Genomic DNA, 23,241 nt, shown 5'->3' with positions numbered 1-23,241 from the left:
CGGCGAGTCACCTTTTCCAAACGCCGAAAAGGTAACCCAAAAGGCTTGCTCCTGCGTTCGGCCCGCTCGCTGGGGCTCGGGGTCCCTTCGCTGCGGGATTGATCCGGGCGCAGCGCCTACGGTTTGCTTCGCTGCACCTCCTCTCGCTGTGTTTGGCTGCGCCAAACGGTCGCTGCGCTCCCACCCCCGGATCAATCCCTCCACTCAGCCTTCCGATGTCGCCCGTGGATCAAGATCAAAAGCTTTCGGCGAGCTGACACTCGGCCATTGAGTGGGGCGGCTTCGCCGCGTGCGGTGCACACAGTTCAAAATTGTGGGAGCCAGCCTGCTGGCGATGGCGGCCTGACAGCCGACCAATCTCCAACTGACCGCCCCCAATCCAACTGTAGGAGTGAGCCTGCTCGCGATGGCGGCCTGACAGCCGACCTGAATTTAATTGAATACTCTGAGTTCTCCTGTAGGAGCTGCCGAAGGCTGCGATCTTTTGATCTTGGGGGAGCTGGCTTGCCAGCGATGGCGGCCTGGCAGCCAACCATTTTCTAATCGAGCTAAGCGACCGAAGGCTGCAATCTTTGGAATTAAAAAGCGAAGTCAAAAGATCGCAGCCTACGGCAGCTCCTACAGGGGTTGTAGGGCGACTCTTTATTGTGAGATATCGAGGTTCTTGAGCGCGACAACCGGTGTGCCGGGCGTTAGTGTTTCGGGTCCACGCCAGTCGCTTTGAGAGGTCAATGGAATGACGCGCAACCTCGTCCATCTGCTGCGCCCCAACGGCTATTTCAGCCTGATGGCCTGGGTACTGGCGGCGTTGCTGTTCATCAATCGTCTGAGCAGCATGGTCAAGTTGTTCATGGCGCTGTATCTGCGTCAGGAGCTGGGGCTGGCGATCGAGACGGTGGGCTGGCTGTTGTCGGCTTACGGTGCCGGGTTGTTGGTCGGTTCGATGCTGGGTGGTTTGCTCAGTGACCATGTGCGGACGGCGCGGCTGACGGCGGCGTTGTTCTTTGTTTCTGTGTTTGTGTTGATCCTGTTGGGGCTGGTGACGCAGGTGCCGCTGCTGGCCGGTTTGCTGTTGCTCAGCGGCACCCTCGACGGGGCGATTCGAACGCTGCATCAGCGGCTGATCATGGAGTATTGCGAGCCTGCGCAGCGCTCGCGCGCGCAAGCCTTGAGCCGGGTTGCAAGAAACCTCGGCATGGCGGCTGCCGGTGTTGCCGGCGGGGTGTTGGCGCAGACGGATTTCCGTTGGGTGTTTTTTGTCAGCGCTGCGATGACGTTGCTCGCGTTGCTGTGGTTTGTGCGCACCACCTGGCGCCGTGCAGTGCTCGAGCCCGATGAGGTGACCGAGGCTGGCACTGGCACACCGTTGCGCGACACGGCGTTCCTCTGGCTGCTTGGTGCGGCGGTGTTACTGGGGATGGCGTTCGATACGGTCTACAGCACGCTGGGCAACTATCTGCGTGACTACTACCACTTGAGCACCGAGGCCATCGGCTGGCAGTTTGGCCTTAACGCGATGCTGGTGGTGGCGCTGCAGATACCTCTGACACATTGGGGCGAGCGCTGGGGCTTGCGTCGGCAATTGCTGGCGGGCTGTGTGTTGCTGGCGGTCGGGTTGGGAATGTTACCGTTTGGCTCCGGGCTGTTTTACGTGTGTCTGTCGACGGTGATCTGGACGTTGGGTGAAGCTTTTTTCATGCCGCCGATGAATGTGCTGGTCATGCGGCATGCGCAGGGCGGCAAAAGCGGCCAGTATTTCGGCCTGTTTTTCATGAGCTGGAGCGCCAGTGCATTGCTGTCGCCGGTGCTGAGTGGTCAGCTGTATGGGCACTTCGGAGGGCACAGCGTATGGCTTGCAAGCGCGACACTGGCGTTGTTGACCTTGCCGCTGATCTATCTCGCGACGCGCTCATCGACCCAGACCAATGCGCCGACCGCCAGCAAAGAAGCCAGCTCGCTTAGCTGATTCGGTTATAGGGATTATTCACAAGTGATCTTCCCTGCCGGGGCATTTCCGCGGGCTCGTTAGCGTCCTATCTGGTGAACCCGGCTGATCGGAACTAGATTTCATTCAGCGCCGGATCGGCACCCCAGGCTTCAACCACGAAAGGATGGAAATGGCTATGAGCATTTTTCAACGCGTTGTGCTGTTGCTTAAGGTTTTGGTGATGTTGACGCTTGGCACCACGGCGGCGTGGGCGAGTTCTGCCACGCCACCACAGGGTTTTAATGCCGCCCACGGACAATCCGGTGTGGTCATGCTGGCCAAGTCGGAATCCGAACCGGGCGATCAGGATCAGGGCGGCAGCAAGGATGATGACGACTCGACCACCGACGAGCCGGACACCGACGATGACGACGGCGACAGCCAGTCGTAAAGCGCAGGCAAAAGAAAACCCCTTCTTCCCCGATTGATGCGCAATCGGGGGAGAAGGGGTTTGGGTTAACACGTTACCTCCGGATAAACACGATCCCTGCAGGCGCTGCGGCACGCTGCGATCTTTTGATCCTGATGCTGAAAATCAAAAGATCGCAGCCTCGTTTCACTCGACAGCTCCTACAGGTTTGGTGTCGGTCTGCGGTTTGTTTACGCGGCGCCGTCGAGGAATTGCTCGGCGTAGTGGCAAGCCACCTGCCGGTTGTCGAGCTGGCGCAGGGCCGGCTCTTCGCTGCTGCAACGCTCGGTCGCGTATGGGCAACGCTTGTGGAACGCGCAGCCCGGTGGCGGGTTCAGCGGGTTGGGCAGTTCGCCGACGATCTTGATTTTCGGCTTGTCCGGATCCGGGTGGATCGTGGGCGTTGCCGACAACAAGGCCTGGGTGTACGGGTGCAGGGGACGGGTGTAGATGTCCTCTTTCGGGCCCATTTCCACTGGCCGGCCGAGGTACATCACCAGCACCGAATCAGCAACGTGACGCACCACCGCCAGGTTGTGCGAAATGAACACGTAGGCGGTGTTGAATTCCTGCTGCAGGTCCATGAACAGGTTCAATACCTGTGCCTGAATCGACACGTCCAGCGCCGAGGTCGGTTCGTCCGCCACCAGCACTTTCGGTTGCAGCATCATCGCCCGGGCGAGGGCAATACGCTGACGCTGACCGCCGGAGAACATGTGCGGATAGCGCTGGTAGTGCTCGGGACGCAAGCCCACCTGCTTCATCATCGCCTGGACTTTCTCGCGACGTTCGGCGGCACTCAGGTTGGTGTTGATCAGCAGCGGCTCGGCCAGTTGATCACCGATTTTCTGCCGTGGGTTCAACGATGCGTACGGGCTCTGGAACACCATCTGCACGTCTTTGCGCAGTTGCTTGCGCTGGGCCTTGTCGGCGCCGGCGACTTCTTGCCCGGCGATTTTCAGCGAGCCGGACGACGGCTCTTCAATCAGGGTCAGGGCGCGGGCAAGGGTGGATTTGCCGCAGCCCGATTCGCCCACTACGGCGAGGGTCTTGCCGGCTTCCAGTTCGAACGACACGCCGTTGAGGGCGCGCACAGTCGCGTGGCCCTTGAACAGGCCACGGGAGACTTCGTAGTGACGGGTCAGGTCGCGGGCGGTAAGTACGACGGCCATTACGCCACCTCCTGGTTCAGCGGGAAGAAGCAGCGCGCGAGGCTGTTGCTTTTCGGATCAAGGGCCGGACGCTGCGCGCGGCAGGTGTCCTGCACGTATGGGCAGCGCGGCGACAGCAGGCAACCCTGCGGACGATCGTAGCGGCCCGGAACGATGCCCGGCAGGGTCGACAGGCGCGCGGCGCCCAGGCTGTGCTCGGGAATCGCCTTGAGCAGCGCTTCGCTGTACGGATGCGCCGGGATGTCGAACAGTTGCGGCACCTGACCGACTTCCACCGCCTGGCCGGCGTACATCACGCACACGCGCTGGGCGGTTTCGGCAACGACGGCGAGGTCGTGGGTGATCAGCACCAGACCCATGTTCTGTTCTTTCTGCAACGCCAGCAGCAGATCCATGATCTGTGCCTGAATCGTCACGTCGAGTGCCGTGGTCGGTTCGTCGGCGATCAGCAGTTTCGGCTCGCCGGCAATCGCCATGGCGATCGCGACACGCTGGCTCATACCGCCGGACAGTTGGTGCGGGTAAGCGTCCATACGGCTGGCGGCACCCGGGATTTCAACTTTTTCCAGCAGTTCGATGGCACGTTTGCGCGCTTGCTTGCCGGACATTTTCAGGTGCAGGCGCAGCACTTCTTCGATCTGGAAGCCGACGGTGTAGCTCGGGTTGAGCGCGGTCATCGGGTCCTGGAACACCATCGCCAGGTCTTTGCCGACGATCTGCCGACGCTGGCGGTTGCTCAGTTTGAGCATGTTTTTGCCGTCGAAGCTCAGGGCGTCGGCAGTGACGATCCCCGGGTGCTCGATCAGGCCCATCAGCGCCATCATGGTAACTGACTTGCCCGAGCCGGACTCGCCGACGATCGCCAGGACTTCGCCCTTGTCGACCTTCAGGTCGAGGCCATCGACCACCGGAACGGCGTTCTTGTCGCCGAAGCGAACGTTGAGATTCTTGATTTCTAGCAGTGACATGGGAATCTCCTCAGGCGGCGTTCTTGAGTTTCGGGTCCAGCGCATCGCGCAGGCCGTCGCCCATCAAGTTGATTGCCAGCACGCTGAGCAAAATGGTCAAACCAGGCAGACTGACGACCCACCAGGCGCGTTCGATGTAGTCGCGGGCCGAGGCCAGCATGGTGCCCCACTCAGGGGTTGGCGGTTGTACGCCAAGGCCGAGGAAGCCCAGCGCCGCCGCGTCGAGAATCGCCGAAGAGAAACTCAGGGTGGCCTGCACGATCAGCGGTGCCATGCAGTTGGGCAGCACGGTGATGAACATCAGGCGTGGCAGACCGGCACCGGCCAGGCGCGCGGCGGTCACGTAGTCGCGGTTCAGTTCGCCCATCACCGCAGCACGGGTCAGACGCACGTAGGACGGCAAGGACACCACAGCAATGGCGATCACGGTGTTGATCAGGCCAGGGCCAAGGATGGCGACGATCGCCACAGCCAGCAGCAGCGACGGCAGGGCCAGCATGATGTCCATCAGACGCATGATGGTCGGGCCGATCATTTTCGGGAAGAAACCGGCGAACAGACCCAGCAGGATCCCCGGAATCAGCGACATCACCACCGACGACAGACCGATCAGCAGCGACAGGCGCGAACCCTGGATAAGCCGCGACAGCAGGTCACGGCCCAGTTCATCGGTGCCGAGCAGGAACTGCATCTGCCCGCCTTCGAGCCACGCCGGTGGCGTCAGCAGGAAGTCCCGGTATTGCTCGCTCGGGTTATGCGGGGCGACCCACGGCGCGAAGATCGCGCAGAAAATCACCAGCAGCATGAACAGCAGACCGGCAACCGCGCCCTTGTTCTTGGAGAAGGCTTGCCAGAATTCTTTGTACGGTGACGGGTACAGCAGGCTTTGATCCGCGTTTGGGGCGGAAGTGGCTACTGAGGATGTTGGAGTGCTCATGGGTATTGACCTCAGCGCTGATGACGGATGCGTGGGTTGGCAAAGCCGTAGAGGATGTCCACCACGAAGTTGACCAGAATCACCAGGCAGGCGATTAACAGGATGCCGTTTTGCACAACCGGGTAGTCCCGGGCGCCGATGGCTTCGATCAGCCATTTACCGATGCCGGGCCAGGAGAAGATGGTTTCGGTCAGGACTGCACCGGCCAGCAGAGTGCCGACTTGCAGGCCGACTACGGTCAGTACCGGGATCAGTGCGTTGCGCAGACCGTGCACGAACACCACGCGCGACGGCGACAGGCCTTTGGCCTTGGCGGTGCGGATGTAGTCTTCACGCAGCACTTCGAGCATCGACGAGCGGGTCATCCGCGCAATCACCGCCAGCGGAATGGTGCCGAGCACGATGGCCGGCAGGATCAGGTGATGCAGGGCATCGAGGAATGCGCCCATGTCATCGGCCAACAGCGTGTCGATCAGCATGAAACCGGTGCGCGGCTCGATGTCGTAGAGCAGGTCGATCCGCCCGGACACCGGGGTCCAGCCCAGGCTCACCGAGAAGAACATGATCAGGATCAGGCCCCACCAGAAGATCGGCATCGAATACCCCGCCAGGGAGATGCCCATCACCCCGTGGTCGAATAGGGATCCTCGCTTGAGTGCCGCAATCACCCCGGCCAGCAGGCCCAGGATACCGGCGAACAGCAGAGCGGCCATGGACAGTTCCAGGGTCGCCGGGAAGAGGGAGGTGAACTCGGTCCATACGCTTTCCCGCGTACGCAGGGATTCGCCGAGATCGCCGTGGGCCAGTTTGCCGATGTAGTCCAGGTACTGGGCATACAGCGGTTTGTTCAGACCTAGGCGTTCCATTGCCTGAGCGTGCATTTCGGGGTCGACCCGACGTTCGCCCATCATCACTTCCACGGGGTCGCCCGGAATCATGCGAATCAACGCGAAAGTCAGCAAGGTGATGCCGAAAAACGTGGGGATCAACAACCCCAGTCGGCGGGCAATAAAACTAAACATCTTGTGTGGTACCTCATCAGCCGGTTAGGCGTGCCCGGCGACCCTGGGGTCAGGGAGGCCGGGAGTTTCTTATCTACTTCACCTGGGTGGTGGCGAAGTTATTGGTTGTGAGAGGGCTGATGTGATAACCCTCTACGTTGTTGCGCATTGCGGTAAACATACGGGTGTGGGCCATGCTGATCCACGGTTGGTCCTGATTAAACAGCACCTGGGCTTGTTCGTAGAGCTTCGCGCGTTCGGCCGGATCTACTTTAGCCCGTGCTTCGTCCAGCAGGCCCTGGAATTTCTCGTTGCACCAGCGAGCGTAGTTTTCGCCGTTCTTGGCCGCTTCGCAACTGAGCATAGGCGTCAGGAAGTTATCCGGGTCGCCGTTGTCGCCCGCCCATCCGGCCGACACCATGTCGTGCTCGCCGGCCTTGGCGCGTTTGAGCATTTCGCCCCATTCCATCACGCGGATGTCGATCTTGATCCCGACTTTCGCCAGGTCAGCCTGCATCATTTGCGCGCCGAGCATCGGATTCGGGTTGGTCGGGCCGCCGCCATTACGGGTAAACAGGGTAAACACGGTGCCTTCCGGAACCCCGGCTTCCTTGAGCAAGGCACGGGCCTTGTCCAGATCGCGTGGCGGGTTCTTCAGGTCGTGGTTATAGCCCAGCAGCGTCGGCGGGTACGGGTTGACCGCCACGCTGGCGTTGCCTTTGCCGAACAGCGCGTTGACGTAGGCTTCCTTGTCGAAGGCGATGTCGATCGCTTTGCGCACGCGCACGTCGCTGATGTACTTGTGCTGGGTGTTCATGGCGATGTACGAGACGGTCATCGCGTCCATCTCGTCGACTTTCAGGTTGCTGTCTTTCTTGATGCTCGGGATGTCATCCGGCTTCGGATACAACGCGATCTGGCACTCATTGGCCTTGAGCTTCTGCAGGCGCACGTTGTTGTCGGTGGCGATCGCCAGAATCAGCGCGTCGGCCGGGGCCTTGCCACGGAAGTAGTCCGGGTTGGCCTTGAAGCGCACCTGCGCATCCTTGGCGTAGCGCTGGAAGATGAACGGGCCGGTGCCGATCGGCTTGCTGTTCAGGTCGGCAGTTTTGCCAGACTTGAGCAACTGGTCGGCGTATTCGGCCGGGTAAATCGAGGAGAACGCCATGGCGATGTCGGCCAGGAACGGCGCTTCACGACGGGTCAGGGTGAACTTGACCGTGTTGTCGTCGACTTTCTCTACGCTTTTGAGCAGTTCCTTGAAGCCCATGCTTTCAAAGTACGGGAAGCCCACGCTCGACAGTTTGTGCCACGGGTGATTCGGGTCCAGCTGACGCTGGAAGCTCCAGACCACGTCGTCGGCGTTCATGTCGCGGGTCGGCTTGAAGTATTCGGTGGTGTGAAACTTGACGCCTTTGCGCAGGTGGAACGTGTACGTCAGGCCGTCTTCACTGATGTCCCAGGACTCGGCCAGCGCCGGAATCACTTCGGTGGTGCCGGGCTTGAAGTCCGCCAGACGGTTGAAGATGGTTTCGGCCACCGCATCGGCAGTGACTGCAGTTGTGTACTGGACCATATCGAAGCCTTCCGGGCTGGCTTCGGTGCAGACCACCAAGGGTTTGGCCGAGACGCCGATGGCGGCGCTCAACAACGCAGCCGCGACGGCTGCACGTAGGGGAAGCATTTTCATCGATAACCCTCTGCAATCGGTTGAAGACAAAAAACCGGACGGCCGACTCATCATGAGTCAGCCGCCGGTTGGCGTTTTTTACAGGATGTTGAATGGAACGGTGGTCACGAGACGGAACTCGTTGATGCTGCCGTCAGCCTGGTTTTCGCTGGCGCGGTGAGCGGTGTAGGTGCCACGGATGGTGGTCGCCTTGAGTGGGCCGCTCTGTACCGCGTAGGTTGCACCGATGCCATATTCATAGTGGTGCTCGCCGTCCATGCTGCGTACGTCGTACGCAGTGCCGGTGTAATGAGTACCGTCGATGCCCCAGCCGCGCGCCTGGTAGATGTTGAACTTCAGGCCTGGCACGCCGTATTCGGCCATGTTCAGACCGTAGGCGACCTGGAAGGACTTCTCGTTCGGGCCGTTGAAGTCCGACAGCAGGGAGTTGGCCAGGTAGATGCCGTTGGTTTCGTGCAGGTAGTCGAAGTACTCGTTACCGTTGATGGCCTGGTACGAGAAGGTCAGGCTGTGGGCCTGATGGGTCAGGCCGAACGACAGGGAGTAGGTATCGTTGTCGATTTCACCCATCTCTTTCTTGCCGGTATCGACGGTCTTGTAGTAGTTCAGGCCGGTGGTCAGGCTCAGGACATTACTGTCACCCAGTTCGTGGGTGGCGCCGAAGTAGTATTGGTTCCAGAAGTCTTCAGCCTTGGAGGCGTACAGGCTGGTCTTCAGGCTTTTCAGCGGCTGGTAGTTCAGGCCGACAATGCTGACGCGATCGGTCTCGGCGCCGTTGGCGCTGTACTCGGTGCGAAACTTCGACAGGCTTTCTTCTGTACGCGGCGATACGCGGTCGAAGCTGCCGGCGTCGAACGACAGGTTGTTCAGTTCTTCGCTGTGCAGGCTGACACCTTCAAAGCTCGAAGGCAGCGCACGGTTGCCGATGGTGTCGACGATCGGCGTGCTGAAGTTCTGACGACCGGCGGTCAGCGTGGTGTTCGAAACACGGAACTTGACGTTGGCCAGGCCCAGTTTGCTCCACTGGCCTTCAGCGTCACCGCCTTCCTTGGTCAGCGTACGGTTGTTGCCCGCGCCTGGACGTGAACCCGGTGCGCCACCATTGTTGGAGGCCAGATCCTTGCGATTACGCTCCAGCGCTACAGCGTTGTAAGCGGCAATTTCAGTGCTGACACCGACGGTGCCCTCAGTGAAGCCGGAGCTGAAGTTGACGATGGTGCCCTGCACCCAGTTGATACGACGGTCAGTCGGGGTGGCGACGCCGTCCTTGCGGTAAGTGAACTTGCCGCCGCGTTTGAGTTGCTCGTTCGCGTACCAGTTACGGGTAGTGCCGCTGATTGTCGAACCTTCGAGGAAACCTTTGGCGTCAGCCTGGGCACTCTTCTCGTTGACGGTCACCGGGGTAAACGCCTGGCTCTGCTCTTCCGCATAAGCGGTAGCGGTGATGCTGCTTATGGCCAAGGCCAGGATCGCGGTGCTGCTCAGTTTCATGGGTGAAGCTCCTTTACTTTCTTTTTATGCCGGCTTTTTTGGGTTGGCCGGTTATTGGTTTAGAACTCATTCACACATCGCAAACGTTTGCAAAAGGCCCGATTGGCGAATTTCGGCAAAGCGCTTGCGTGAGGGGATAGACAGTCCCCTCAGCGTTGCGGCTAATCGGTTGGGTTAATCGATACTGACGCCCGAGAACACATTGCGACCGAAGGGGCTGACCTTGAAGCCTTCAACCCGGGCGCTTAACGGCTGGTTGACCGTCGAGTGGGCGACAGGCGTGATCGGCACTTGCTGCTTGAGCAACTGCTGCGCCTGTTTGTAGAGCGTGGTGCGCTGGTCGCGGTCGGTGACGACCTTGGCCTCTTTGATCAGCTTGTCGTAAGCCGGATCGCACCACATGGAATAGTTGTTGCCGCCAATCGCGTCGCAGCTGTACAGGGTGCCCAGCCAGTTGTCCGGGTCACCGTTGTCGCCGGTCCAGCCGATCAGGCTGATGTCGTGCTCGCCATTCTTGGTGCGCTTGATGTACTCGCCCCATTCGTAGCTGACGATCTTCACTTTCAGACCGATCTTGGCCCAGTCAGCCTGAAGCATTTCGGCCATCAATTTGGCATTCGGGTTGTATGGACGCTGTACCGGCATCGCCCACAGAGTGATTTCGGTGCCTTCCTTGACGCCGGCAGCCTTGAGCAGCTCGCGGGCTTTTTCCGGGTTGTAGGCGGCGTCCTTGATGCTGTCGTCGTAGGACCACTGGGTCGGCGGCATGGCGTTGACGGCCAGTTGCCCGGCGCCTTGATAAACGGCGTTGAGAATCCCTTGTTTATTCACCGCCATGTCCAGCGCCTGACGCACTTCAAGCTGATCGAAGGGCTTGTGGCGCACGTTGTAGGCAATGTACCCGAGGTTGAAGCCGGGCTTGGAAATCAGCTGCAGTTTCGAGTCGGCTTTCAGCGCTTCGACGTCGGCAGGGCGCGGATGCAGGGTGATCTGGCATTCGCCGGCCTTGAGCTTCTGCACGCGCACCGAAGCGTCGGTGTTGATCGCGAAGATCAGGTTCTTCAACTTGACCCGGCTCGGATCCCAGTAATGCGGGTTGCCGGTGTAGCGGATGTTCGAGTCTTTCTGATAGCTCTTGAACACGAACGGCCCGGTACCGACCGGCTTCTGGTTGATATCGCTCGGCTTGCCTTCGGCCAGCAGCTTGTCGGCGTATTCGGCGGACAGGATGGCAGCGAAGCTCATGGCGATGTTCTGGATGAACGCGGCGTCGACGCTGTTGAGCGTGAACTCCACGGTCAGCGGCCCGGTCTTTTCGACCTTGGCGATGTTCTTGTTCAGACTCATCCCGTTGAAATACGGGAATTCGGTCGGATAAGCCTTACGGAATGGCTGTTGCGGATCGAGCATGCGGTTAAACGTGAACAGCACGTCGTCGGCGTTGAAATCGCGCGTCGGTTTGAAGTACGGCGTGGTATGAAACTTCACACCTTCACGCAGGTGAAAGGTGTACTTGAGACCATCCTCGGAAATATCCCACTTGGTTGCCAGTCCGGGTACGACGTTGGTCGCGCCTTTTTCGAACTCGACCAGGCGGTTGTACAGCGGTTCGGCAGCGTCGTTATCGGTCGCGGTCGTGTACTGCGCGGTATCGAAACCCGCCGGGCTGCCTTCGGAGCAGAACACCAGGCTGTCGCTGGCGGCGTAACTGGCGGACGTGGCGGCCATCAGGCCGGCGCCCAGCAATGCGGAAAAAACCAAGGTATGGCGCATGACGCTCCCTCTTTTTGTTGTGTTGTTCAATGCATCGCGATCCCGTCCAGGGACGTTGAGGTTGCATTGAGCTCAATCCAGTACGTACAGCAAGCCGATGGCCCACGCAGACACTGGTCAGAACCCGACGGTAGGGGCCGTGGGTCTGGCAGTAAATGCGCTGAGTCCTAAAGACTCGTAGGAAAAGGCAACACGTCATGTACCTCCCTGTTAAAGCAGGGTGGAAATGGCTGTAGGCAAATTCCTGGCTAGTCGGCAGAAAAAAAACAGCGGCGCCGCCTGAAACGTCGCCGCTGTCTCTTCTTAATTGCTGACGCTGACGCCGTAGAAGGAGTTCAGGCCGAATGGGCTGATCTTGAAGTCCTGCACGTTGGCGCGCATGGGTTGATACACCGTCGAGTGAGCGATAGGTGTCATTGGGACTGCATCTTTGAGGACGTGTTGCGCCTGTTTGTACAGTTCGGTGCGCTTGGCCTGGTCGGTAGTGCGCTTGGCTTCTTTAACGAGACCGTCGAACTTCTTGTCGCACCACTTGGAGAAGTTGTTGCCGCTGAGCGAGTCGCAGCCGAACAGCACGTTCAGCCAGTTGTCCGGGTCACCATTGTCACCGCTCCAGCCAATGATCATGGCCTGGTTCTCGCCACCTTTGGAACGCTTGATGTACTCGCCCCACTCGTAGCTGGTGATCTTCACGTTCAGGCCGATCTTCTTCCAGTCGGACTGGAGCATTTCAGCCATCAGCTTGGCGTTCGGGTTGTACGGACGCTGCACCGGCATCGCCCACAGAACGATCTCGGTACCTTCCTTGACGCCAGCTTCCTTGAGCAGTTGCTTGGCTTTTTCAGGATCGTACTTGGCGTCCTTGATGGTGGTGTCGTAGGACCACTGGGTCGGCGGCATGGCGTTGACGGCCAGCTGGCCGGCGCCCTGGTAAACCGAATCGATGATCTGCGGCTTGTTCACCGCCATGTCCAGCGCCTGGCGCACGCGCAGGTCAGCCAGCGGGTTAGCCTCGTTGCTGCCCTTGACCTTGTCCATCACGTTGTAGGCGATGTAGCCGAGGTTGAAACCGGCCTGGTCAGGCATCTTCAGGGTCTTGTCGGCTTTCAGTGCCGCCAGATCCGCCGGACGCGGGAACAGGGTGACCTGGCACTCGTTCTTTTTCAGCTTCTGGATACGTACCGACGGGTCGGTGGTGATGGCGAAGATCAGGTTGTCGATCTTCACGTCGTCCGGCTTCCAGTAATCTTTGTTGCCGGTGTAACGGATGTTCGAGTCTTTCTGGTAGCTCTTGAACACGAACGGGCCAGTGCCGATCGGCTTCTGGTTGATGTCGGCAGCCTTGCCTTCCTTGAGCAACTGGGCAGCGTACTCGGCGGACTGGATCGAGGCGAAGCTCATGGCCATGTTCTGGATGAACGCGGCGTCGACTTCTTTCAGAGTGAATTTAACGGTGTGGTCGTCGACTTTATCGATCTTGGTGATGTTGGTGTCCATCCCCATGTCGGTGAAGTACGGGAATTCGGTCGGGTACGCCTTACGGAACGGGTCATCCTTGTTAATCATGCGATTGAAGGTGAACAGCACGTCGTCGGCGTTGAACTCACGAGTCGGCTTGAAATACGGGGTGGTGTGGAACTTGACGCCTTCGCGCAGGTGGAAGGTGTAAGTCAGGCCGTCCGGAGAAATGTCCCAACTGGTGGCCAGGCCCGGGATAACGGCGGTACCGCCACGCTCGAACTGGCTCAGGCGGTTGAACATGGTTTCGGCTGAGGCGTCGAAGTCGGTTCCGGTGGTGTACTGGCCTGGATCAAAACCGGCCGGGCTCCCTTCGGAGCAGAACACCAGGTTAGTCGCAGCGGATGCGAAAGGTGCGGAGGCTAACAAGCCTGCGCCGACTAAAAACGGAATGACCGCGTGTTTAAGCATGTTGGCCTCATGATTTGTTGTCATTTTTTAATAGTGAGGTACGACCTCGTGAGTCGTGCCTGCGGATACTTATGCAGGGGCCATACCCAATGCAAGATCCAGAGTGTGAGCGGGCGTTAAACGGTGGCACGAACGTACCTTAATGTCGCATTTGTATAAGAGTTGACGCATTTGACCGTTTGCGGCCGTTTTTTACGGTGCAAACCAAGCCCCAAAACGGTGCGCTGGTCATGTTGTGCGCGCCGCCTTGGGGCTTGGTGTTACTTATTTATACCCACGCCGTAGAAGGGCGTCAGGCCAAACGGACTGATCTTGAAGTCGGTCACTTCCTTGCGCAGCGGCTGGAACACCGTTGAGTTGGCGATCGGGGTGATCGGCACCTGCTGTTTAAGGATCAGTTGCGCCTGTTGATACAGTTTTACCCGTTGCGCCTTGTCGGTGGTCACCTTGGCCTGCTGCACCAGTTTGTCGTAGGCCGGGTCGCACCACTTGGCGTAGTTGCTGCCCTTGACCGCCGCACAGCTGTAGAGCACGCCGAGCCAGTTGTCCGGATCACCGTTGTCACCTGTCCAACCATAGATCATCGCGTCGTGTTCGCCATTTTTTGCGCGCTTGATGTATTCGCCCCACTCGTAGCTGACGATGTTGGCCTTGATCCCGATCTTGTCCCAATCCTGCTGGATCATCTGCGCCGACATCCGCGCGTTCGGGTTGGACGCACGCTGCACGGTCATTGCCCACAGATTGATGGTGGTACCCGGTGCCACCCCGGCTTCCTTGAGTAGCGCCTTGGCTTTCACCGGGTCGTACGGAGCGTCCTTGATGTTCGGGTCATACGACCATTGCGCCGGCGGCAAGGCGTTCTGCGCCAGTTGGCCGGCACTCTGGTAGACGGCTTTGATGATCGCCGGTTTGTCGATGGCCATGTCCAGTGCCTGACGGACCTTGAGCTGATCCAGTGGCGGGTGAGTGGTGTTGTAGGCGAGGAAGCCGAGGTTGAATCCGGCCTGTTTGAGCACGCGCAGGTTCGGGTCTTGTTCCATCACTTCGATGTCGGCCGGGCGCGGGTAGCCGCTGACCTGGCATTCGCCGGCCTTGAGTTTCTGCAGGCGTACGGCGGCGTCCGGGGTAATCGAGAAGATCAGGTTGTCGATCTTCACGTCTTCGGGTTTCCAGTAGGCCGGGTTGGCGGCGTAGCGTATCTGCGAGTCTTTCTGGTAGCGCTTGAACACGAACGGGCCGGTGCCCACCGGTTTCTGGTTGAGGTCGGCGGCTTTGCCTTCCTTTAATAGCCGGGCGGCGTATTCGGCCGATTGCACCGAGGCGAAGCTCATGGCGAGGTTTTGCACGAATGCGGCGTCGACGTTGTTGAGGTTGAAGCGCACGGTGTTGGCGTCGATTTTTTCTACCGATTTGATGGTGGTGTTCAAGCCCATGTCGGTGAAGTACGGGGACTCGGCGGGGTAGGCCTTGCGGAAGGCGTTGTCCGGGTCAAGCAGGCGCTGGAAGGTGAATAGCACGTCGTCGGCGTTGAAGTCGCGGGTTGGGGTGAAGTATTCCGTGGTGTGGAATTTTACCCCTTGGCGCAGGTGGAAGGTGTATTGGAGGCCGTCGTTGGAGACGTCCCATTTTGTCGCCAGGCCGGGTTCGATGTCGGTGCCGCCGCGCTGGAATTGGGTGAGGCGGTTGAAGACGGTTTCGGCGGAGGCGTCGAAGTCGGTGCCGCTGGTGTATTGGCTGGGGTCGAAGCCGGCGGGGCTGGCTTCGGAGCAGTAGACCAGGGTGGTGGCTGCGTTGGTGATCGGGGTTATGGCGGTCAGGGCCAGGGTGATCAGGAGTGGTTTGAGGGTGGATCTTTGCATGTCTGGCCCGTAGGTCTGGAGGTGGTTGTTCCTTGAGGTTAGCGGGGATTCGGGGGTGTTCGGAAATATCGTTTTTTGAGGGGATGCGTCTATCTCGGTATATCCAGCGCTGTTTGGGCATATCCGTTTCTTCGGGTGCTGCGGCTTATGGTTCCGCCCTTACGGCGGGTCACTTTTTACAAACGCCTAAAAAGTAACCAAAAACGCTTGCTCCTGCGTTCGGCCCGCTCGCTGGGGCTCGGGGTCCCTTCGCTGCAGGATTGATCCGGGGGCAGCGCCTACGGTTTGCTTCGCTGCACCTCCTCTCGCTGTGTTTGGCTTCGCCAAACGGTCGCTGCGCTCCCACCCCCGGATCAATCCCTCCACTCAGCCTTCCGACGTCGCCCGTGGATCAAGATCAAAAGCGGTACTCGAGCTAACGCTCATCGTATGAGTGGTGAAAAGCGGGTGCGGCGAATGGCTAAGTGATGGCGGCCTGACAGCCGACCAATCTCTAACTGCCTGCACGCCATCCACTGTGGGAGCGGGCTTGCTCGCGAAGAGGCCCGTCCAGTCACCTGATAAAATTGGCTTGTTTAAAGTCGTTTCAAATAGCCAGAACCTTCCCACAAGGTTTTCAGGTTGTCCCTCGGACGTCAGCTCTCTAGCCTTGAGCTGTCGCTGAAAACTCAGCGATCGGGTGTGAGAACCCGCAGGAACTGTTAATCCACAATCAGTACCACCATAATTGCCGCCGGCATTTCTGCTGCTGCAATGTTTTATGGCGGCTGTGTGCGGGCGGGCTTCGGTCCGGCCGGGCTTGTTCCTACCGGTTTCTCACCCCGCACATTGCTGCCACCACTCTGCCGCGTGAGAAACGGCGAGTGAATGGCTATTGATTAGGAACGCTATCAATGTCCAAGCCTGTCCCCGATCCACCTCCAGAAACAACCCCACTCACCGAAGCCCTCCACGCCGAAGATCTCGCAAAAAACCGCGAAGCGATCAAACGCGCCCTCGATTTCTACCTCAGCCCCGAAGCTACAAAACCGCGCCCCCCGAGTTCGATGTTCCTCGTCCATCCGGGCATCGACACGGAAAGCCTGCTGGCCCATGCCTGTGAATCCCTGGCCTCGGCCAACACCATGGCCAGCGATTTCGCCGATCAGCTCAGTCGTCCGCAGCGCAATACGGCGCTGGCGATTCAGCAAATCATCATGCTGGCTGAACTGGCGGTGAATCGGGCGCTGGATCGGGTTGATCCGCAGGCTTGAGACCGCGTCATCGTTCTTCGCGAGCAAGCTCGCTCCCACAGGAGTGCGCATTTCAAATGTGGGAGCGAGCTTGCTCGCGAAGGCGTCAGATCATTCACTACAAATCCCGGGCGCAAAAAAACCGGCGATCATTCACTGATCGCCGGTTTCTCATTCAGCCTACATCAACTCACTGCATCAGCACTTCAATCGAGCCATCGGCGGTGAGGCTGACCTGGCTGGTGCCGGCTTCAACTTCCGGTGTGACCGGTGCCGAATCCGCCATGCCGGCGGCTTTCATCATCATCGGGGCGCGCATGTACGGTTGTGGGTAGCCGTTGCTGTTGAGGTTCAGGTTGACGATTTTGTAGCCCTTGCCGCCCAGTGCATCGGTGGCCAGTTGGGCGCGGGCCTTGAAGGCGCTGACGGCTTCTTTCAACAGTTTGTCTTCGCTGGCCTTGCGGGTCGGCTCGGCGATGGCGAAGTCCATGCCGCCCATTTTCAGGTCGGTCAGCAGTTCGCCGGTGAGTTTGGACAGGGCGGCGAAGTCGGCGCTTTCCAGGCGCAGTTCGGCGCGTTCACGCCAGCCGGTGATCTTCTGGCCCTTGGTGTCGTAGATCGGGTAGCTGTTGCGGCTGCCCTGGCGCAGGGTGATGTCTTTGACTTGCTTGGCTTGGGCCAGTGCCTTATTCATGGTGGTGCTGACGTCGGCGGCGAGTTTGGCCGGGTCGGTGTTTTGCGCTTCGGTGTAGAGCGTCACGATCATCAGGTCGCGGGCCACTTCCTGGTTGACTTCGGCGCGCAGGGAAATCTGGTTGTAGTGCAGCTCATCGGCGGCCAGCGCCGGAAGGCTGGCGATGCTGCCGACGGTCAGGGCGAGAAGGGCGGCGCTGCGGCGAAAGGTGTGCATGAAGGCTCCTTGAATAATGCGCAGGTGTTGGTTCGTCCCTGCGTGAAACCATCAGACTCTAGCTTCTGCGATCCGGTTCGCCCAGTTACAACTTCTATACAGATGCGCCCGGCTCACCGCCGATCCTGAGTCGAGTGCGCTCTTGTGGCGAGGGAGCTTGCTCCCGCTCGACTGCGCAGCAGTCGTAAATCCGGTATCTGCGGTATTTCTGGCAGATCACGGTTGCCGGGGTCGGGCCTGCTTCGCAGTCCAGCGGGAGCAAGCTCCCTCGCCACAGTCGATCTCGGACAGCCATGCGCAGTAGCCCAATTTACCGCCAGCGCCATGTGGTCATTTGCCGCACTTTCGCCTCTCAAAGGCGCGGCTTGGTTATACTCCGTGCGATCCGCCTGGAGCGCTCATCAGGAGAGCTCATGCTCGCCCCCGTACAACTGACTTCCGCCACTCGCCAGAACCTCTGGCGGCTGACTTTCATCCGCACCCTGGTGCTCGCCGCGCAGGCTGGTTCCGTAGGCCTGGCCTACTGGCTGCAACTGCTGCCGTTGCCGTGGGTGCAACTGGCGATGACCCTCGGCTGCTCGATTCTGCTATGCGTGTTCACCGCCGTGCGTCTGCGCACTTCATGGCCGGTGACCGAACTCGAATACGCGCTGCAACTGGCCTGCGATCTGGTGATCCACAGTGCGCTGCTGTATTTCTCCGGCGGTTCGACCAACCCGTTCGTTTCCTACTATCTGGTGCCGCTGACCATCGCGGCGGTGACGCTGCCGTGGCGTTATTCGGTGATTCTGTCGGGTATCGCGCTGGCGCTGTACACCGTGATGCTCACGCGTTTCTATCCGCTGGAAACCCTGCCGGTGGCCCGCGAGAACCTGCAGATCTACGGCATGTGGTTGAGCTTCGCCCTCGCTGCTGCGGTCATCACGTTTTTTGCTGCACGCATGGCTGAAGAGCTGCGTCGTCAGGAAGAGCTGCGGGCGATTCGCCGCGAAGAAGGCTTGCGCGATCAGCAATTGCTCGCCGTCGCCACCCAAGCGGCCGGCGCCGCGCATGAACTCGGCACACCGCTGGCGACCATGAGTGTGTTGCTCAAGGAGATGCAGCAGGATCACCCGGACCCGATGCTGCAGGACGATCTGAAGGTGCTGCAGGATCAGGTCAAACTCTGCAAGGAAACCTTGCAGCAGTTGGTGCGCGCCGCCGAAGCCAACCGGCGTCTGGCGGTAGAAATGCAGGACGTCACTCAGTGGCTCGACGAGGCACTGAACCGCTGGCACCTGATGCGCCCCGAGGCCAGTTACCGTTTCCATCGTCTCGGCCAGGGCACCGTGCCGCGCATGGCGCCGCCGCCGGACCTGACCCAGGCGCTGCTCAACCTGCTGAACAATGCCGCCGACGCCTGCCCGGAAAATCTTCAGGTGACGCTGGACTGGGACGCGGAAACCGTGACCATCAGCATTCGTGACCACGGCGCCGGTGTGCCGCTGGCCATCGCCGAGCAGATCGGCAAACCGTTTTTTACCACCAAGGGCAAAGGTTTCGGCCTGGGCCTGTTTTTGAGCAAGGCCAGCGTGACACGCGCCGGCGGCTCAGTGAAACTCTATAGTCATGAGGAAGGCGGCACGCTCACCGAGCTGCGCCTGCCCCACGGCGCCCGAGGAGACCAACATGAGTGACGAAATCCAAGTCGAAGGCGAAGAACTGCCGCATTTGCTGCTGGTCGACGACGACGCGACCTTCACCCGAGTGATGGCCCGTGCCATGGCCCGCCGTGGCTTTCGCGTCAGCACCGCAGGTTCTGCCGAAGAAGGCCTGACCATCGCCCAGGCCGACCTGCCGGACTACGCCGCGCTGGACCTGAAAATGGACGGCGACTCCGGCCTGGTGCTGCTGCCCAAGCTGCTGGAGCTGGACCCGGAAATGCGCGTGGTGATCCTCACCGGTTATTCGAGCATTGCCACCGCGGTCGAAGCGATCAAGCGCGGCGCCTGCAACTACCTGTGCAAACCGGCCGACGCCGACGACGTGCTGACCGCGCTGCTCTCCGAGCACGCCGACCTCGACAGTCTGGTGCCGGAAAACCCGATGTCGGTCGACCGCCTGCAATGGGAGCACATCCAGCGTGTGCTCACCGAGCACGAAGGCAACATTTCCGCCACTGCCCGCGCCCTGGGCATGCACCGCCGCACCCTGCAGCGCAAACTGCAGAAGCGCCCGGTTCGTCGTTGAAAGTTTTTCTGGGCAAATGAGCGAGACTGAATGAAACAGGCGCTACCCTGCATTCGGGTCGCGCCTTGGGTTCAATCTACAACCATGAAGTGCGTTGGTGGCGATGTGTAATGCCCTTCGCCCAGAGTTCCGTTGCATTGTGCGTAGAGTTTCTTTCCTACCCATTGTTTCAAGATAGCTTTTGATACCGGGAGAATGACCTTGTTCTGATTACCGACTTGTCGGTTGATTTCAGATTGGGTGTCGTCATAACCGATCCAGGCAACATCGATAATTGCCTCACGGTTATCGGACCAGAATATGAATGTAGCCCCCGAATCACTCAGCTCACTGATAGACAGTTCGCCCTTCCTGATCGAATCGCTGGTTGGAGCATTAAGCGGGTTGTCTTCTTTGTTCATAACCAATTCCTTTCGTTGTCAGAGGGGAATCTGCTCTCCTGATTCACAGCGAATTCCTTGCAGGAGGCCAGCCCAGTTGATCAGCGTGAATCGCCCCCCACTACTGTCAACTCTGACAGTCCCGATGAACGGTACGTGCGCTCGCTGCGATACTGAAACCCCCATCAATCTGAACAATCCCTGAATGAGCCAGTCCCACTCTGGCGATAAAACGAACCGATCATCTATGATCGGTGCGTGTCTGTTCTTTTCTTTATCGAGCCTTTTCCATGAATCAGAACGCTGAATATTCCGCGGTCAACGATGCTGTGCGCGGGCAGTTTTTTCGCAAGGTGTGGGCGATCATCACGCCTTACTGGCGCAGTGAAGAGAAGGGCAAGGCCTGGACGCTGCTGATTGCGGTGATCGCACTCTCGCTGCTGAGCGTGGGTATCTCGGTGTGGTTCAACACTTGGTACAAGGATTTCTACAACGCGCTGCAGAAGAAAGATGAAGCGGCGTTCTGGCGCTTGATTCTGTATTTTTGCGGCATAGCGGCGGTGGCGATTATTGGTGCCGTGTACCGGCTGTATCTGACCCAGATGCTGACGATTCGCTGGCGGGCCTGGCTCACCGAAAAGCATTTCTCCCGTTGGCTCGCCAACAAGAATTACTACCAGCTGGAGCAGGGCGGTTATACCGATAACCCGGACCAGCGGATTTCCGAAGACCTTAACAACTTCACCTCCAATACCCTTGAGCTGGGGATCGGCCTGCTGCGCAATATCGTCAGCCTGGTGTCGTTCTCGATCATTCTGTGGGGCGTGTCGGGCAGCATCGAAGTCTATGGCATCACCATCCCCGGCTACATGTTCTGGTGCGTGCTGGTCTACGCCGTGGTGGGCAGCTGGCTGACGCATTTGATCGGTCGTCGCCTGATCGGCTTGAACAACCAACAACAACGCTTCGAAGCCGACCTGCGTTTTTCCATGGTGCGGATTCGCGAGAATGCCGAAAGCATTGCGTTGTACAACGGCGAGCCGAACGAGAACCGCCGTTTGAGCGGGCGCTTCGGCAATGTCTGGCACAACTTCTGGGACATCATGAAAGTGTCCAAGCGCCTGACGTTCTTCACTGCCGGTTACAGCCAGGCGGCCATCATCTTCCCGTTTATCGTGGCCTCGCCGCGTTACCTCGCCGGCAAGATCGAACTCGGTGAGCTGATGCAGATCAGCTCGGCATTCGGCAACGTCCAGGAGAGTTTCAGCTGGTTTATCAGTGCGTATCAGAGCCTCGCGTCCTGGCGTGCCACCTGTGATCGTCTGCTGAGTTTCCGTCAGGCCATGACCGATAACGAACAGCGCACTCCGGCCATCGATGTGCAGAATCAGGGCAGCGAACTAAAAGTGCACAATCTCGGTCTGGATCTGGCCGATGGGCGTCATCTGCTGACCAATGCCGACATGACCGTGGAGCCGGGCGACCGGGTAATGCTCAGTGGTCGTTCCGGCAGCGGCAAGTCGACGTTGCTGCGAGCGATGGGGCATTTGTGGCCGGCGGGGCACGGCAGTATTCGCCTGCCGGCGGCGCGCTATCTGTTCCTGCCGCAGAAGCCGTATCTGCCGATCGGCACCTTGCGCGAAGCCTTGAGTTATCCACAACCGGGCGACACCTACGCGCCGGAGCGTTACGCGCAGGTGCTGGAAACATGCCGACTGCCGCATCTGGTCGCGCGCCTGGACGAAGCCAATCACTGGCAGCGCATGCTCTCGCCGGGTGAGCAGCAACGCCTGGCCTTCGCCCGCGCCATGCTTTACGCGCCGCAATGGCTGTACATGGACGAAGCGACGTCGGCGATGGATGAAGAGGATGAGGCAACGTTGTATCAGGCGCTGATCGATCAGTTGCCGGGGCTGAGCATCGTCAGCGTCGGCCATCGCAGCAGCCTGAAACGCTTCCATCCACGGCATGTGCGGATCGACAGCGGGCATCTGGTGGAGCAGGCCGTGACCGCCTGACCCCCTCTGTAGGAGCTGCCGCAGGCTGCGATCTTTTGATGTTGTTTTTGAAGATCAAAAGATCGCAGCCTGCGGCAGCTCCTACAAGGGCAGGGTGTTGACTCGACAGTGATCGTACAACCCGCCTGCGCTATGATGCGAACCATGCCGAATTTTCGAGACCAGACGTTGACCATGGAAAACCCGATCGACACCCCACGCCTCCCGCGCAAGCGCCGCAGCCTGGCCCAGGAGCTGGTGACGGTGCTGACCGAGCAGATCCGCGACGGTCTGCTCAAGCGCGGCGACAAGTTGCCCACCGAGTCGGCGATCATGCAGGAGCACGGCGTCAGCCGCACCGTGGTGCGCGAGGCGATTTCCCGGTTGCAGGCCGCAGGCCAGGTGGAAACCCGCCACGGCATCGGCACCTTCGTGCTGGATACGCCAAGCCCCAGCGGTTTCCGCATCGACCCGGCGACGGTCGTCACCCTGCGTGATGTGCTGGCGATTCTCGAATTGCGTATCAGCCTGGAAGTGGAGTCCGCCGGCCTTGCCGCGCAGCGCCGCAGCCCCGAACAACTGGCGACCATGCGCGCCGCCCTCGATGCGCTGAACGACAGCGTGGCCCACGCCAGCGATGCGGTGGCCTCGGACTTCGCCTTCCACCTGGAAATCGCCCTGTCCACCGGCAACCGCTATTTCACCGACATCATGACCCACCTGGGCACCAGCATCATTCCGCGTACGCGGTTAAATTCGGCGCGTCTGGCCCATGATGATCAGCAGCATTACATGAATCGTCTGAGCCGTGAGCACGAGGAAATCTACGAGGCGATTGCCCGTCAGGATTCCGATGCGGCGCGGGCGGCCATGCGCCTGCACCTGACCAACAGCCGTGAGCGTTTGCGTCAGGCGCATGAAGAGGCGCAGGCGCAGCGCGGGTGAGTGTCTGGCAGTCTGTTCGCGCCTGACACACCGCCATCGCTGGCAAGCCAGCTCCCACAGGTTCCTATGTTGAAGCGGATTTCGTGTACGGCATCAATCACTGTGGGAGCTGGCTTGCCAGCGATGAGGGCGGTGAGTTCAGCGCGGCAATATCGAGCGATCCACCCTCACCGCCAGTTGCGCTTTCCCCGGTTTGGCAACAAACGCCACCTCGCCTGATTGATCCACAACCCCCCGCGCAATCGGCTTGCCATCCGCCAGTAACTCCAGTGGCGCACCTTGCAGCGACTGCCCCGACGCCAGTTCCAGTTTCAATGTGATCGTCATGC

Annotated in this window: 19 protein-coding genes; 7 read left to right on the top strand and 12 right to left on the bottom strand. The window is 59.8% G+C overall.

Annotation, left to right across the window (positions count from 1 at the left end; genetic code table 11):
* Nucleotides 1-736: 736 nt before the first annotated feature.
* A complete protein-coding gene (locus tag PMI25_RS21175) occupies nt 737-1,966 on the top strand; it encodes an MFS transporter (RefSeq protein ID WP_007966709.1) in 1,230 nt (409 codons plus the stop codon).
* 157 nt (nt 1,967-2,123) lie between these two features.
* The gene (locus PMI25_RS21170; protein WP_045122146.1) at nt 2,124-2,378 is read left to right on the top strand and encodes a hypothetical protein; all 255 of its coding nucleotides are present in this window, start codon (nt 2,124-2,126) and stop codon (nt 2,376-2,378) included.
* A 209-nt stretch (nt 2,379-2,587) separates the two neighbouring features.
* Here PMI25_RS21170 and PMI25_RS21165 read toward each other — a convergent pair whose 3' ends face one another.
* From PMI25_RS21165 to PMI25_RS21125, 9 genes are all read right to left on the bottom strand, one after another.
* Nucleotides 2,588-3,568 carry a peptide ABC transporter ATP-binding protein gene (locus PMI25_RS21165; RefSeq protein WP_007966705.1) on the bottom strand — a complete coding sequence of 327 codons (981 nt, stop codon included), beginning with the start codon at nt 3,566-3,568 and terminating at the stop codon, nt 2,588-2,590.
* Entirely contained in the window at nt 3,568-4,536 is a 969-nt protein-coding gene (locus PMI25_RS21160) for an ABC transporter ATP-binding protein (RefSeq protein WP_007966704.1), read from the bottom strand. Before PMI25_RS21160 ends, PMI25_RS21165 begins: the two co-directional genes overlap by 1 nt.
* Nucleotides 4,537-4,546: 10 nt before the next feature.
* Nucleotides 4,547-5,473 carry an ABC transporter permease subunit gene (locus tag PMI25_RS21155; protein WP_007966702.1) on the bottom strand — a complete coding sequence of 309 codons (927 nt, stop codon included), beginning with the start codon at nt 5,471-5,473 and terminating at the stop codon, nt 4,547-4,549.
* Between the two features lie 11 nt (nt 5,474-5,484).
* The gene (locus tag PMI25_RS21150) at nt 5,485-6,495 is read right to left on the bottom strand and encodes an ABC transporter permease subunit (protein WP_007953665.1); all 1,011 of its coding nucleotides are present in this window, start codon (nt 6,493-6,495) and stop codon (nt 5,485-5,487) included.
* 73 nt (nt 6,496-6,568) lie between these two features.
* Entirely contained in the window at nt 6,569-8,164 is a 1,596-nt protein-coding gene (locus PMI25_RS21145; RefSeq protein ID WP_007966700.1) for an ABC transporter substrate-binding protein, read from the bottom strand.
* 78 nt (nt 8,165-8,242) lie between these two features.
* The gene (locus tag PMI25_RS21140; RefSeq protein ID WP_007966699.1) at nt 8,243-9,655 is read right to left on the bottom strand and encodes an OprD family porin; all 1,413 of its coding nucleotides are present in this window, start codon (nt 9,653-9,655) and stop codon (nt 8,243-8,245) included.
* Between the two features lie 174 nt (nt 9,656-9,829).
* Nucleotides 9,830-11,428, bottom strand: coding sequence for an ABC transporter substrate-binding protein (locus PMI25_RS21135; RefSeq protein ID WP_007966697.1), 1,599 nt, complete (start codon nt 11,426-11,428; stop codon nt 9,830-9,832).
* 303 nt (nt 11,429-11,731) lie between these two features.
* A complete protein-coding gene (locus tag PMI25_RS21130; RefSeq protein WP_007966695.1) occupies nt 11,732-13,357 on the bottom strand; it encodes an ABC transporter substrate-binding protein in 1,626 nt (541 codons plus the stop codon).
* A 260-nt stretch (nt 13,358-13,617) separates the two neighbouring features.
* On the bottom strand, nt 13,618-15,219 hold the full coding sequence (locus tag PMI25_RS21125) for an ABC transporter substrate-binding protein (RefSeq protein WP_007966692.1): 1,602 nt from the start codon (nt 15,217-15,219) through the stop codon (nt 13,618-13,620).
* Between the two features lie 893 nt (nt 15,220-16,112).
* Here PMI25_RS21125 and PMI25_RS21120 point away from each other — a divergent pair.
* Complete coding sequence (locus PMI25_RS21120) at nt 16,113-16,472, top strand: DUF6124 family protein (protein ID WP_007968936.1); 360 nt, start codon at nt 16,113-16,115, stop codon at nt 16,470-16,472.
* A 169-nt stretch (nt 16,473-16,641) separates the two neighbouring features.
* On the opposite strand, the gene PMI25_RS21115 is transcribed toward PMI25_RS21120, so the two are convergent.
* Nucleotides 16,642-17,361, bottom strand: a complete 720-nt coding sequence (locus tag PMI25_RS21115) for an SIMPL domain-containing protein (protein WP_007968934.1) — start codon at nt 17,359-17,361, stop codon at nt 16,642-16,644.
* A 413-nt stretch (nt 17,362-17,774) separates the two neighbouring features.
* Here PMI25_RS21115 and PMI25_RS21110 point away from each other — a divergent pair, with 413 nt between their 5' ends.
* Together PMI25_RS21110 and PMI25_RS21105 are read left to right on the top strand one after the other, a co-directional pair.
* Nucleotides 17,775-19,037 (top strand): ATP-binding protein, encoded by a 1,263-nt coding sequence (locus tag PMI25_RS21110; RefSeq protein WP_007968932.1) that lies wholly within the window; start codon nt 17,775-17,777, stop codon nt 19,035-19,037.
* Nucleotides 19,030-19,590 carry a response regulator transcription factor gene (locus tag PMI25_RS21105; RefSeq protein WP_007968930.1) on the top strand — a complete coding sequence of 187 codons (561 nt, stop codon included), beginning with the start codon at nt 19,030-19,032 and terminating at the stop codon, nt 19,588-19,590. Before PMI25_RS21110 ends, PMI25_RS21105 begins: the two co-directional genes overlap by 8 nt.
* Nucleotides 19,591-19,661: 71 nt before the next feature.
* Here the strand turns inward: PMI25_RS21105 and PMI25_RS21100 are convergent, their stop codons facing one another.
* Entirely contained in the window at nt 19,662-19,991 is a 330-nt protein-coding gene (locus PMI25_RS21100) for a hypothetical protein (RefSeq protein ID WP_007968928.1), read from the bottom strand.
* Nucleotides 19,992-20,260: 269 nt separating this feature from the next.
* Between PMI25_RS21100 and PMI25_RS21095 the strand changes: the two genes are divergently transcribed.
* Both PMI25_RS21095 and PMI25_RS21090 read left to right on the top strand, forming a co-directional pair.
* Nucleotides 20,261-21,988 (top strand): ABC transporter ATP-binding protein/permease, encoded by a 1,728-nt coding sequence (locus PMI25_RS21095; protein ID WP_007968927.1) that lies wholly within the window; start codon nt 20,261-20,263, stop codon nt 21,986-21,988.
* 174 nt (nt 21,989-22,162) lie between these two features.
* Nucleotides 22,163-22,912 (top strand): FadR/GntR family transcriptional regulator, encoded by a 750-nt coding sequence (locus PMI25_RS21090; RefSeq protein ID WP_024164483.1) that lies wholly within the window; start codon nt 22,163-22,165, stop codon nt 22,910-22,912.
* 138 nt (nt 22,913-23,050) lie between these two features.
* Here PMI25_RS21090 and PMI25_RS21085 read toward each other — a convergent pair whose 3' ends face one another.
* Nucleotides 23,051-23,239, bottom strand: a complete 189-nt coding sequence (locus PMI25_RS21085; RefSeq protein WP_007966083.1) for a hypothetical protein — start codon at nt 23,237-23,239, stop codon at nt 23,051-23,053.
* Between the last annotated feature and the right edge of the window lie 2 nt (nt 23,240-23,241).

The organism is Pseudomonas sp. GM30 (assembly GCF_000282275.2).
In the GTDB taxonomy this organism is placed as follows: Bacteria; Pseudomonadota; Gammaproteobacteria; order Pseudomonadales; family Pseudomonadaceae; genus Aquipseudomonas.
This window is presented reverse-complemented; position numbering and strand designations above follow the sequence as displayed.

What these genes read in the sequence shown, in the direction of transcription:
- PMI25_RS21120 (WP_007968936.1), top strand. Translation starts at nt 16,113, where the DNA reads ATGTCCAAGCCTGTCCCCGATCCACCTCCAGAAACAACCCCACTCACC.
- PMI25_RS21090 (WP_024164483.1), top strand. Translation starts at nt 22,163, where the DNA reads ATGGAAAACCCGATCGACACCCCACGCCTCCCGCGCAAGCGCCGCAGC.
- PMI25_RS21175 (WP_007966709.1), top strand. Translation starts at nt 737, where the DNA reads ATGACGCGCAACCTCGTCCATCTGCTGCGCCCCAACGGCTATTTCAGC.
- PMI25_RS21105 (WP_007968930.1), top strand. Translation starts at nt 19,030, where the DNA reads ATGAGTGACGAAATCCAAGTCGAAGGCGAAGAACTGCCGCATTTGCTG.
- PMI25_RS21125 (WP_007966692.1), bottom strand. Translation starts at nt 15,219, where the DNA reads ATGCAAAGATCCACCCTCAAACCACTCCTGATCACCCTGGCCCTGACC.
- PMI25_RS21095 (WP_007968927.1), top strand. Translation starts at nt 20,261, where the DNA reads ATGAATCAGAACGCTGAATATTCCGCGGTCAACGATGCTGTGCGCGGG.
- PMI25_RS21160 (WP_007966704.1), bottom strand. Translation starts at nt 4,536, where the DNA reads ATGTCACTGCTAGAAATCAAGAATCTCAACGTTCGCTTCGGCGACAAG.
- PMI25_RS21170 (WP_045122146.1), top strand. Translation starts at nt 2,124, where the DNA reads ATGAGCATTTTTCAACGCGTTGTGCTGTTGCTTAAGGTTTTGGTGATG.
- PMI25_RS21165 (WP_007966705.1), bottom strand. Translation starts at nt 3,568, where the DNA reads ATGGCCGTCGTACTTACCGCCCGCGACCTGACCCGTCACTACGAAGTC.
- PMI25_RS21150 (WP_007953665.1), bottom strand. Translation starts at nt 6,495, where the DNA reads ATGTTTAGTTTTATTGCCCGCCGACTGGGGTTGTTGATCCCCACGTTT.
- PMI25_RS21115 (WP_007968934.1), bottom strand. Translation starts at nt 17,361, where the DNA reads ATGCACACCTTTCGCCGCAGCGCCGCCCTTCTCGCCCTGACCGTCGGC.
- PMI25_RS21130 (WP_007966695.1), bottom strand. Translation starts at nt 13,357, where the DNA reads ATGCTTAAACACGCGGTCATTCCGTTTTTAGTCGGCGCAGGCTTGTTA.
- PMI25_RS21110 (WP_007968932.1), top strand. Translation starts at nt 17,775, where the DNA reads ATGCTCGCCCCCGTACAACTGACTTCCGCCACTCGCCAGAACCTCTGG.
- PMI25_RS21145 (WP_007966700.1), bottom strand. Translation starts at nt 8,164, where the DNA reads ATGAAAATGCTTCCCCTACGTGCAGCCGTCGCGGCTGCGTTGTTGAGC.
- PMI25_RS21100 (WP_007968928.1), bottom strand. Translation starts at nt 19,991, where the DNA reads ATGAACAAAGAAGACAACCCGCTTAATGCTCCAACCAGCGATTCGATC.
- PMI25_RS21135 (WP_007966697.1), bottom strand. Translation starts at nt 11,428, where the DNA reads ATGCGCCATACCTTGGTTTTTTCCGCATTGCTGGGCGCCGGCCTGATG.
- PMI25_RS21155 (WP_007966702.1), bottom strand. Translation starts at nt 5,473, where the DNA reads ATGAGCACTCCAACATCCTCAGTAGCCACTTCCGCCCCAAACGCGGAT.
- PMI25_RS21085 (WP_007966083.1), bottom strand. Translation starts at nt 23,239, where the DNA reads ATGACGATCACATTGAAACTGGAACTGGCGTCGGGGCAGTCGCTGCAA.
- PMI25_RS21140 (WP_007966699.1), bottom strand. Translation starts at nt 9,655, where the DNA reads ATGAAACTGAGCAGCACCGCGATCCTGGCCTTGGCCATAAGCAGCATC.